Source organism: Methanosarcina acetivorans C2A (assembly GCF_000007345.1).
Lineage (GTDB): Archaea > Halobacteriota > Methanosarcinia > Methanosarcinales > Methanosarcinaceae > Methanosarcina > Methanosarcina acetivorans.
In genome coordinates this window covers 3,594,209-3,606,323 of record NC_003552.1, presented here as the reverse complement: position 1 = coordinate 3,606,323, position 12,115 = coordinate 3,594,209, and the positions used below count along the sequence as shown (strand labels likewise).

Genomic DNA, 12,115 nt, shown 5'->3' with positions numbered 1-12,115 from the left:
TGGTTAATAAATACCCTCTGGTTAATAAGATCCCGTCCTGCAGGCGTAAAAGCGGATGCTTGACTGCCCGGGCGGAGTTATGTGCGGAGTACCGGCGCATTAGTCGAAACAGAGCACACAATTATTTCTATGTCAAACTCATTTGAAACTGGATATAAATTAAATCCAGCTACAAATACCAAAAAAGTACGAAAAAAATTGAAAGATGAATTCATTCATGTGAGGATAGGCGAATTGTGAATGCTTATAGGAATTGATGTAGGAGGCACCACCACGGATGCGGTGCTTATCCGGAACGGAGAAGTATACAGTACAGCCAAAGTTTCAACCGAGCGGGGGAACCTGCTGAAGTCTCTGCTCAGGGCTCTTGATGATGTCAGTAGAGGAGTTTCCCCTGAAGAGCTCGAAAGGGTGGTTTTCAGTACAACAGTAATCACAAATCTTATTGCAGAGGGCAAAACTGACCGCGTGGCTCTGTTGCTCATTCCGGGTCCGGGGGTTAACCCTGAAAGTTATATTTTTCCGGATAGTTTCTACCTTAAAGGGGCTATGGATTACAGGGGAAGGGAAATCCAACATCTTGACGAAGATGATGTTCGGGAAACGGTGAGCCGAATCATGGAACAGGGATTTTCCAGAGTTGCCGTGGTAAGCAAGTTCGGGCAGAGAAACCCTGCTCATGAATTCAGGATAAAAGAAATCCTCAGGGAAATGCATCCAGGCTGCAAAGTAGAGCTCGGGCATAAGGTTTCGGGGAAGCTAAACTTTCCGAGAAGGATTGCAACTTCCATGCTGGCTTCTGCAACAGGGGAGCGCTACCGGGAGTTTGTTGCAGAGATCAAAAAAGCCCTTGAGGAAAGGAAAATCAGGGCTCCTGTATACATCCTTAAGGCGGATGGGGGGACTCTCCCTATTGAAAAATCCATAGAGTTCCCTGTGGAAACTATTTTTTCGGGGCCTGCAGCAAGTACGATTGGAGCTCTTGCCCTTACTCCTGAGGGGCATACATCTGTTGTGGTGGATATAGGCGGAACCACGACCGACCTTGCCCTTATACTTTCGGGAAAACCGCTTGTCGCGTCCAAAGGCGCAAAACTCGGCAACTTCCTGACCCATGTCCGGGCTTTTGCCGTCCGTTCGATAGCGGTAGGAGGAGACAGCATTGTAAGGGTCAGGGAAACAGATCGCGGGACCAAAATAACCATTGGCCCGGAAAGGGCAGGTCCTGCTTACTGCATGGGAGGAAAGGAGCCAACCCCTACGGATGCCCTGAGAGTGCTCGGGCTTGTTGAGGTAGGAGACCCGGAACGTGCAAAAGAGGCTATTGCATCTGTCGCCTCCAGCCTCGGAAAACCTGGGACTGAAACCGCTTCCCTTATAGTGGACATAACTGCAGGGATGATTGAAAAAGCCGTCAGGGAAATGTTTCTCGAATGGGAACAGGAACCTGCTTACAGGATCTGGGAAGTTCTGCAGAAGAAAAAAGAAAGGCCTGAAAATGTGGTAGGAATCGGAGGAGGTGCAAAAGGCTTGATTTCAGCAGTCGCGGAAAAGCTGAACGCAAAACCGATTATTCCCAGACATTCGGAAGTAGGAAATGCCATAGGGGCAGCTGTTGCAAGGCCCACACTTACCCTTAACCTGCGCATCGATACACAGCTGAAGGTCTATTCGGTAGCAGAAGATGGAGAGATCGTAAGCCTTAACTCAACGGATATTGGGAATTTCAATAAAATGCGCTCAGAGGAAGCTGAAGCCCTTGCAAAAGAACTTCTCAGAGACCGCGCAAAAAGGTTTGGGATTTCGGAGTATGCAGACGAAGCCGAAATTTCGAACAGTGAGGTCTTTAACGTGGTTGAGGGCTGGTTTACTGCAGGGCGGCTTTTTGATGTGAGTATGCAGATCCCGGCAGGCCTGATCCCCGAATGGAGGAGGGAAAAAGTATGAAACTCGGGCTTGGAAGAATTAAGGATGCCCTCAAAGGCGGAGCAGAAAAAAATGCCGGGACAGAGAAAAAAGAACTAAAAGAAGAGACCATTAAGCCTGATAGAGTAGAGGAAGCTGCGATGAAAACAAAAACTTCAGAGCATAAATCTGAAGATTTATTGAATAATGAACTGGAAAATGAACCGGAAAAAGAAACGAAAGACAAATCAAAAATAAAATCTGAAAACGAATTGAAGATTGAGCCTGAGAAAGAACAGGAAAATAAGCCCATGGTTCCGGCAGACCGGTCAGGAGCAAAAAAGACAGGCCTTATTTTCTTCCCGGCTTTTGACTGGGCAATTTCTCCAACCCATCCGGAAAGAGAGGAACGTCTCCTCTATACGCGGGATCAGATCTTTGAAGAAGGACTTATGGATCTCCCGCAAATTGCGGAGTACAAGCCCCGCCTTGCAGCTTTCAGGGACATTGCAAGGGTGCATTTCTGTGTTCCTGATATAAAAGCCCAGGCTACAACCCCTCACCTGATTGCATCAGGCAGCTGCCTGGTCCTTGCTGATGCGCTCATGCGGGAAGAAGTAAAAAATGCTTTTGCCCTTGTCCGCCCTCCAGGGCACCATGCAATGGCAGTATCCCATGGAAACCGCGGCTTTTGCAATATCAATAATGAAGCAATCCTTGTCGAGTACCTGAGAAAGAAGTATGGAATCCGCAGAATCGCAATCGTGGACACGGATGTCCACCACGGGGACGGGACGCAGGAGATTTTTTACAACGACCCTGACGTGCTTTTTATCTCCTTCCACCAGGACGGAAGGACGATATTTCCGGGGTCGGGTTTCACATATGAATTGGGAGGCCCTAAAGCCCTTGGAAGGACAATCAATATTCCTCTACCTCCCGGGACACCTGATGAGGGCATCCACTATGTACTCGATACCCTGGTGCTGCCCATTCTCAGAGACTTTAAGCCCGAACTCGTCCTCAATTCTGCAGGGCAGGACAACCATTATACAGACCCGCTTGCAAACATGCGCTTTTCCACACAGGGCTATGCAAAATTGAATGAGAAACTTGCCCCTGACATGGCAGTGCTTGAAGGAGGCTATGCTATCCAGAGCGCGCTGCCCTATGTGAATACAGGAATAATTCTTGCTATGGCCGGGCTTGACTATTCCTGTGTAAAGGAACCTGACTTCAAGCCCGGAATGTTTGTCCAGGCTGCAAGGGACAGGCGGGTCCTGGAAGAAGTTGTTGCAACCCAGCTTGAAAACTGGAAAAACAGGGATAGGCTTGTAGCGGCGGAGGTGGCAAAACACGGAGACTTCTACCGTCGGAAAAAACAGATCTTCTACGACACCGATATGATACAGGAATTCCAGGAGGAAACTGTCAGGATGTGCCCTGACTGCCAGGGTTATGTGACCATAGACTCCCAGGCTCACAGGAGCATAAACGATACCAGAATATTCGGGGTTTCGGTCCCAATTTACGCCTGTGACCGCTGCCAGGCTGAAGCCAGAGAAGAGTACAGAAGAAGGCTCAATTATCCCGAGTACGAATACGTCTACCTTCAGGATAAAAAAGCGGATGAATATAAAGAATACAATAGAAGGACAAAACAGGAAACCTCATATTGAAATCCAGGAAAACGAGTATTGGGAGAAGGAATCAGTTTACTATCCGGGAATTGAGATTTTTTGACAGGTCCGATTTATTTAAGGATGTCCGATTCGTTTAAGGATAAAAGATTCTTCGGACAGGAATGATGGGTTTTTTTCTCCCATTTTTTTCTCCCATTTTTATATGTCCATTCCCTCCTCAGTTCCTTTGTCTTTTGAGTATTTTTCCTTCCAGTGTTTTTTCTTAACTTTTGTTTCTTCTCTTTTATTTTTTGCATTTCTAATTTCCGGATTATGCACGCTGTTCTGAGGTTATATTTTAGAGAAGATATCACTTTTTCCGGGGTAAACAGTGTTAATATATTAATTTTTCTCTCTGACATTAAAATAATTATATTCCCAAGGAAAAATTGATCCTATTGTTTGAAAAATACTATCTATATATATAAAATGTTATACAACTGAAACGAAATGGATTTTGACTAGACAAAATAAGAAGAATAGTGCTCTAATGGCATAATAAATCTAAATTTTATTAGAGTAAAACTGGAAACTAAGCTAATTTTGGTAAAAATGATATAAAATAAATTTCAATAAACATAGTTATTATTTGTCCGGATTTTGCTGGAAATATTACTTTTGAAAAATATTAAATAGAACCAGTACATTTATATGTACACGTTGTTAATTTCTAATTAATTGGAGGAAGTATCATTACAAATTTCCTTGACTTGTAGAGGGAGGGATACGAATAAACATATTAAGGATTTTACTACTAACTACTCTCATACTCACCCTAAACTCTTTTGTAGGGGCAGCGGATGTAATTCATGCTAATTCTACGTTTTCAATACAGAATGCAGTGGACAGTGCGGATCCAGGTGATGAAATTATCGTCGCACCCGGAACTTATACTGAAAACATCTTCATAAACAAAGATGACCTGGAAATCAGATCTTCCGGGGAGCCTGAGGACACGAAAATTGTTGCGGACAACTCGTCTACATACGTGATCAAAATACAGAATGTGGATCACGTAACAATTCAGGGACTTACTGTTTCTGGAGGACTCCACGGTATAGTTCTGGAAAATTCAAAAGACAGCATTTTAGAAAATAATGTGGTATATTCAAACCTGCTTTTCGGTATCTATCTGTCAAATTCAAATAATACCAAGCTGGAAAGCAATAAGATGTACAACAATACCAATGGAATCAACTTGGTATTTTCTTCAGGGAATCTAATTTCGGACAACACGGTTTCTAATGACATCCTGGGTTCGAGCACTCATAACATTTTCCTGAATAATTCTCACAACAATGATCTTCAAAGAAATACAGTTTCAAAAGGCGACTATGGAATCGCCATGCGGTATTCCGACAACAACAACCTTACAAGCAATAGTGCTTCTGGAAATAACAGAGGCATTTACCTGACCTTAAAGTCCAGTACAAACACACTTTCAGACAACCAGGTAAATTCGAATTTAATGAGCGGCATAATTCTGGACAATGCCGGTAGCGGCAACAACCTTATCAACAATACTGTCAGGTTGAACAATGGTAATGGCATCTGGCTTGCAAATTCCAACAACAATTACCTGAGCATTAACAATGCATCTCAAAACAGCAAAGGAATATATCTACAGTCCTCTGCCAGTGAAAATACACTTTCAGGCAATATTGTGAATTCAAACACTGGGAGTGGGATTATGCTTGAAAACGCTGGCAATAATAACAAACTCATCGGCAACACTGTAAATTCTAACACTCATTATGGGTTCTACCTGGTGAATTCCAGCAATAATTTCCTGCTCGATAATGTAGTTTCGAGCGGTGAGAAAGGCATCAACGTCCTTAGTTCAAGTGGGATCACTATTTCTAACAATACGCTCTCGGATACTACCAAAGAGGGGATAGCACTCTCACTTTCCAACAACAATAACCTTTCAAGAAATACGGCTTCTAAAAACAGCTTTGGAATTTATTTGAACTCTTCTGATAGCAACGATATCTCAAGCAATATCATAACCTCGTGCATTAACTTCAGTATCGGTATGTGTGCCGCCAGTAATGATAACCTAATTTTTGACAACTACTTTAATAGCAAAAACAATGCAAGGATAAAAAATCCTTCAAACACCTGGTACATAACCAAGACTGCAGGCACAAGTATTGCTGGCGGGCCATACATTGGAGGAAACTTCTGGGGAAAACCTGATGGAAGCGGACACTCTCAAATTTACGGTGACACAGATGGGGACGGTATTACAGATGAGGATGGTGTTATTAAAGAATTTACCACAGAAAACGTTATAGACCGCTTCCCGCTTGTAGCTGTTGCTCCACCTGTAGTTCCTGTTGCAAACTTCAGTACCAACGTTAGCAGCGGATATGCGCCTCTTGCAGTCCAGTTTACCGACCTTTCAGAGGATGCAACAGGAAGGAGCTGGGACTTTGGAGATGGGAACAATTCAAGTGAGCAGAATCCAATCCATTCTTATTCAATGGTAGGAAGCTATACTGTTAACCTGACAGTAAGCAACCCGAACGGCACGGATTCAAAAACTGCGGTTATAACCGTGCTGGAAGAGGGAGGAGATGAAGATAATGAAACTGAAATTCTTCCCGTAGCAAATTTCACAGTGGATAAGACCGGCGGTTATTATCCCCTTACAGTCCTCTTTACTGACACTTCACAGAATGCAACAGGAAGGAGCTGGGACATTAATGGTGACGGAGTCGAGGACTCGAATGAGACAAGCTTCTCTTACACATACACTTCCAGAGGGACTTACACAGCTAAACTGACCGCAATCAATGCAAACGGCACGGATATAAAAACTACCACAATAACTGTGGAAAAGAAGAGCAGTGGTGGAAGCAGTGGTGGTGGCGGTGGAGGGGGATCTCCCGAAGCTTCAAGTAACGTTGAAGTAAAGGAACTTTCCCAGGTCTTCATCACGAACGACAAGGCTATAAAGTTTAATTTTGCGAAGAATGCAACCTGTGTTGTATATGTGGGCTTTGATGCAAAGAAGACCGCAGGTAAAACCACAACCATTGCTGAGCAGTTAAAAAATCAATCTACCCTTGTCTCAGGAACGCCTTCGGATAAGGTCTATAAGTTCTTTAACATCTGGGTTGGAAACAGCGGGTATGCAACCTCAAAGAACATCGAAAACCCTGTAATCGGTTTCAAGGTTGAAAAGGCCTGGGTCCAGGATGAAAAGATCGACCAGTCTTCCATTATCCTGAACAGATACAGCAACAAAACCTGGGAGCAGCTGCCAGCCAGTCTGTCAGGGGAAGATAACAAATACCTGTATTTCACAGCCGAAACCCCAGGTTTCTCTTCCTTTGCAATAACAGGTAAGGCAAGCGCCTCTCAGGAAGAAACTGCAGCTGAAATACAGTCAGAAGATGAGTCTGAAAACTCTGAAGAGAACACGGGGGACACAGGATCGGAAGTTGAGCAAGAAACTGAACAGGAAGAAGGTATGGGCATGCCAGGCTTTGAGATGCTTTATGGTGTGGCTGGTCTGCTTACATTATTCCTGTATAAGAAGAAATAAGCCGTAGATTAAAGACAAGAATATGATTTTAAGTTCAGAAAAGAAATGGGGGAGGTTTGATACCTTCATCCTGCTTTCCTTTTGTTTTTCTTCTTTCCTTTTGTTTTTCTTTTTCTTTCTGCTTTATTCTTTTTCCTGAATTGCTTTCTTCTTACTTTTTAACTCATATTCTTGAGTTTGGCCCAACGGATTGGTATTGACACTCTTCTCCGCGTACTTTTACGGGTATTATTCTGATGTTATTTTCTAATAGATTTATATTATTGCATGTTTATTTTATGTTGTGGAATATAAATTAAACTAATAAAAATATTGGCGTGGGGGATTTATATACAAAGGTTTATCGCTCTATTTTTAGCCTTACTCGTCTTTATGTTAAGCTCGGGTATAGGAACTGCAACTGAGATTATTGTCCAGCCAGGAGAATCAATACAGGACGCAGTTAATAATACTGTTCCGGGGGATGAGGTTGTCGTGAGTCCCGGAAGTTATACTGATAATCTCAGGATAACAACTGGGGACCTGATAATAAGGTCAGCTTCCGGGAACCCCGAAGATACTACAATTATAGCGAACAGTCAATCTGAGGATGTATTTTATGTCGAAGCAAATAACGTAACAATTACAGGGTTCGGCATTAATGGTGCCGGAACAGACCGTGCAGGGGTTTACCTTGTAAGGTCCGGCAACTGTATCATCGAAAATAACAGGTTAGCAAATGACACCCTGGGAATATACCTTAAACAGTCAAATTATAACCTTATACTCAACAATACGGCAGTAGATGGTAAGAGAGCAATTAATATCGAGAGATCAAACTATAACAGGGCTTCAGGAAACACAATTTCGAATCAGAGGTTTGGAATATATTTGCTTGTCTCTGAAGGGAATACGCTCTCGGATAACACAATAAGTATGAGCGCCGACCACGGTATTGTCCTGGAAAGCTCCAGTAACACCAGCCTTGAAAACAACATTGTAAGTTCAAATGGAGATTATGGTATTTACCTTGCGAGTTCAAGTAACTGCAACCTGACCGGCAATACGGCAGATTCCAATATAATCTATGGCATCTATCTGAAGGATTCCAGTAGTAACAACCTGGTAAACAACACAGCATTAAACAACAGTAGAGGTATTTTCCTGTTAAGGACAAGGGAAAGTATGCTATCGGGGAATCTGGCTTCAAATAATGGAAGAGGTATTCAGATCACATCTGCAGGAAACAACGATGTCTTAGAAAATTCGGTTTCGGATAATTTCTACTCCGGAATTTCATTCCTGAACTCTACTAACTGTAATGTAAGCGAGAACATACTGGCGAACAACACAATTGGAATAGACCTGGCTTTTTCCAGCAACAGTACCGTTCTTAATAACACTATGCAGAACGGAGGAAGAGGACTTAACCTGGAGGATTCCAATTACAATACGCTTTTAAACAACAATGCTGTGAAAAACAGGTACGGAGCTTACCTGCTGCGCTCGGGATGGAATGTCCTCTCGAACAACGATGTGAGTGAAAGCGAGGATCATGGCATTGTCCTGGAAAACTCAAGCAATTATAATGACCTGACCGGCAACTTAGCAAGCTATAATCGCGCTTACGGGATCTACCTCGGAGATTCGAGTAACAATAACTTAAATAGCAACGAAGCTTCCGGCAATAATAGGGGAGTTTTCCTTACAAAATCAAACAGGAACACGCTTTTGAACAATACTGTTCTGGACAACAGCGAATACGCAATACTGCTGACTTACTCCTCAGAAAACAACATCTCGGAAAATGACGCTTCCAACAGCAACCGGGGCATCCACCTGAGCACTTCCAGTGATAATACGATTTCAGGCAATAATATTGTTTCAAACGGTGTTTCAGGCCTTTATATGACTTCTACAAGCAACAACAATACAGTGTTTAATAACTACCTGAACAACAACGTTAACGCAAATATTAAACCTGGAAGCTTTGGAAATGTCTGGAACACAACAAAAACCGCAGGTACGAATATTGCGGGTGGACCCTACATAGGAGGAAACCTCTGGGCAAAACCTGATGGTACCGGCTTTTCCCAGACTGCAACGGATGCGGATGGAGACGGCATTGCAGACGGAGTGTACAATATCGGAACCAGTGGCTATACGGATTACCTCCCGCTTGTAACTGCCTCTATACCAGGGCAACCCACAACTCCTGTAGATGTAACAGACAACCAAACGGAATCTCTGGATAACCAAACGGAATCTCTGGATAACCAAACGGAATCTCTGGATAACCAAACGGAGTCTATGGATAACCAAACGGAGTCTACGGATAACCAAACGGAAATATCCACAGATAACCAAACGGAATCCATGGATGACCAAATGTAAATATCTACAGTGGAATCGGAGGGATCTACAGACTAAGAGACATCTGCAAACTAAACAAAAACAATTACTTACGAATCAACAAAAAGGAGTTGACATAAAGCCTGGTTTCATAGAGACCGCAATCAAATAACTCGACCAGCACGAAAAGAGACGGGATTGAGGAGTAACTCCTTCATCCCGATTATGTCTTTATTTTATACTTTTTATATTGTATCCTGAAATTATTTCGCAGATTCAAATCGGTTTGAATGTTCAATACATGATACCGCAGCAGATGGAGCAAAATGTAGAACATTGAGTAAATTTCAATTCCATTCTGATATTGTGGAGTGATCATGTAAAATAAAGCAAATTCGAAGTTGAAGTAAACAGTGAGTCGCATGTATATGATATATAACTACAGCAAAAGAAATTAAAAAAGCGAACTAATTTTGGGATAAAACAAAATTCATCGAGAGGGATTTTAATAAAATCCTGGGAAGCCTTCGAAAGATATGCAGAAAAATACGATGCTTGGTATGAAAAATATAAACCTGCATACGAATCCGAACTTCTTGCCCTGAAAACGTTCATCCCGGAAAATCCGGGAATTCTTAAAACCCTTGAAATCGGGGCTGGAACTGGCAGGTTTGCAGTTCCCCTCGGGATAAGGTATGGGCTTGAACCTGCAGGATCAATGGCAAAGATAGCAGAAAAAAGAGGTATGCAAGTCGTGCTTGGAGTTGCCGAGTTCCTGCCTTTCAAAAGACAGAGTTTTGACCTTATTTTGATAGTAGCTGCCCTTTCTCTTTTCAAAGACCCGGAAAAGGCACTTTGTGAAGCTGCAGGGGTCCTTAAGCCAGGCGGGCAAATCATCATAGGGATACTTGACAGAAACAGCCTTCATGGATATTTCTATGAATCGAGAAAAAAAGAGGGCAGGTTCTCTTCTGAGGCGAAATTTCTCTCGACTGCAGAAGTGTCAGGCTGGCTTATAGAACTTGGATTTGAAGAAATTAAGGCCTGCCAGACCCTTTTCAAGCATCCCGAGAAAATAGAACGGATAGAACTCCCACAAAAAGGATCAGGAACAGGGAGTTTTGCTGCGATCTCAGCCAGAAAAACATTTTGTGGATTCGGTGATTGAAAGATTAATATCCATGATTAATATAATAATGAATGAAAAAACAGAGTATTTTCACTCATATTTTCAAAGGGAATAATAAAACTGGGGGGTAAGACCCGTGTCTGTGGAAAAAATTCCGGGTTACACCTATGGAGAAACCGAAAACAGGGCTCCTTTCAACCTGGAAGACCTGAAACTTTTAAAAGAAGCCGTAATGTTTACAGCAGAGGATGAAGAGTACATCCAGAAAGCCGGAGAAGTGCTGGAAGACCAGGTCGAGGAGATCCTTGATACCTGGTACGGATTTGTGGGCTCACATCCGCATTTACTGTATTATTTTACCAGTCCGGACGGCACTCCTAATGAAAAATACCTTGCTGCTGTTCGAAAACGATTCTCCAGATGGATTCTTGATACCTGCAATCGCAGCTATGACCAGGCATGGCTGGACTATCAATATGAGATTGGGCTGCGACATCACCGAACCAAGAAGAACCAGACCGATAATGTAGAGTCTGTTCCAAACATTGGCTACCGCTACCTTGTAGCTTTTATCTACCCAATAACAGCAACGATGAAACCTTTCCTCGCCAGGAAGGGCCATACTCCCGAGGAAGTCGAAAAGATGTATCAGGCCTGGTTTAAAGCAACTACACTCCAGGTAGCTTTATGGAGCTACCCATATGTGAAATATGGTGATTTCTGAGGGATTCAGAAACTCAAAACTATTTTATTATTTCGATACTGCCTGGGAAATTTTTTCAAAAAATAGAGAAATGCCTTAATTAGATTAAGGTTCTTTTTGTTTTTTCTCTCTTTATCTGCTCCTTGTTATCTGTATTCCCACTTCTACCTAACCACTATCTGAAATCCTGGCATTATCTCAAAAACTTGGAGACAAAAGGAGAAGTATCGCCTCTGCGCAGGAAGTGTCCGGAAGGCCCTTCTCCGAGGAATTCGGAGAACCATGACTCATGTTCGATTTCTTCGTTAAGGATTGCCTGGGACAGGTCATAGGTGCGGTGGTCTTTACCGGCAGTTAAGTTGCAGATTTCGGTGTATCCGCGCACTGCACATCTTTCTGCGTCAACAAGCACTTGCAGCATCGCCCGGATGTCTGTCGGATCTTCCGGAAGATATGCCGGCGAGCAGGCGGAAATATCGTGGAAGTCATTCATGTTTCTGGGAAGTTTTCCGCCCAGTTCGTAAATCCTGGGTACAAGAGCTTCAAAGTGGTTCCGGTCTTCGACCCGGGCCGTTTCGGCAATCTCTTTTATCCCTTCCCCCTCCAAGCCGATTAAATTAAACCTCAGTATGGTATAGTAGTAGTAAGTTGTGAGTTCAGCAGAAGCATTTTTGATCAAAAGTTCTAGCAGTTTTTCAATGTCAACTCCTGCTTTCTCTACAACTTCTCTTGCCACTTTTGCCACAGTAATCACCCCTGTTGTAGCTATCGATTTCGATCTATTGTTGTTTTATTATTATGTTTTTTATTAT

General features: G+C 42.9%; 7 protein-coding genes. 6 read left to right on the top strand and 1 reads right to left on the bottom strand.

From position 1 onward, the window contains the following. The first annotated feature begins 240 nt into the window (after window positions 1-240). The 6 genes from MA_RS15155 (at window position 241) to MA_RS15125 (ending at window position 11,324) form a co-directional block, all read left to right on the top strand. Entirely contained in the window at window positions 241-1,947 is a 1,707-nt protein-coding gene (locus tag MA_RS15155) for a hydantoinase/oxoprolinase family protein (RefSeq protein WP_011022839.1), read from the top strand. Continuing rightward, window positions 1,944-3,584 (top strand): histone deacetylase family protein, encoded by a 1,641-nt coding sequence (locus MA_RS15150; RefSeq protein WP_011022838.1) that lies wholly within the window; start codon window positions 1,944-1,946, stop codon window positions 3,582-3,584. Before MA_RS15155 ends, MA_RS15150 begins: the two co-directional genes overlap by 4 nt. A gap of 844 nt (window positions 3,585-4,428) precedes the next feature. After that, on the top strand, window positions 4,429-7,140 hold the full coding sequence (locus tag MA_RS15140) for a NosD domain-containing protein (protein WP_011022836.1): 2,712 nt from the start codon (window positions 4,429-4,431) through the stop codon (window positions 7,138-7,140). 372 nt (window positions 7,141-7,512) lie between these two features. Continuing rightward, window positions 7,513-9,513, top strand: a complete 2,001-nt coding sequence (locus MA_RS15135; RefSeq protein ID WP_157860269.1) for a right-handed parallel beta-helix repeat-containing protein — start codon at window positions 7,513-7,515, stop codon at window positions 9,511-9,513. A gap of 436 nt (window positions 9,514-9,949) precedes the next feature. Further along, entirely contained in the window at window positions 9,950-10,639 is a 690-nt protein-coding gene (locus MA_RS15130) for a methyltransferase domain-containing protein (protein ID WP_052279183.1), read from the top strand. 97 nt (window positions 10,640-10,736) lie between these two features. After that, complete coding sequence (locus MA_RS15125; RefSeq protein ID WP_011022833.1) at window positions 10,737-11,324, top strand: protoglobin domain-containing protein; 588 nt, start codon at window positions 10,737-10,739, stop codon at window positions 11,322-11,324. 172 nt (window positions 11,325-11,496) lie between these two features. Here the strand turns inward: MA_RS15125 and dps are convergent, their stop codons facing one another. Then, window positions 11,497-12,048, bottom strand: coding sequence for a DNA protection during starvation protein (gene dps, locus MA_RS15120; RefSeq protein ID WP_048065551.1), 552 nt, complete (start codon window positions 12,046-12,048; stop codon window positions 11,497-11,499). Window positions 12,049-12,115: the final 67 nt, after the last annotated feature.

Bases quoted from the DNA above. Each gene is read 5' to 3' on its own strand.
- MA_RS15135 (WP_157860269.1), top strand. From the start codon at position 7,513: ATGTTAAGCTCGGGTATAGGAACTGCAACTGAGATTATTGTCCAGCCA.
- MA_RS15150 (WP_011022838.1), top strand. From the start codon at position 1,944: ATGAAACTCGGGCTTGGAAGAATTAAGGATGCCCTCAAAGGCGGAGCA.
- MA_RS15155 (WP_011022839.1), top strand. From the start codon at position 241: ATGCTTATAGGAATTGATGTAGGAGGCACCACCACGGATGCGGTGCTT.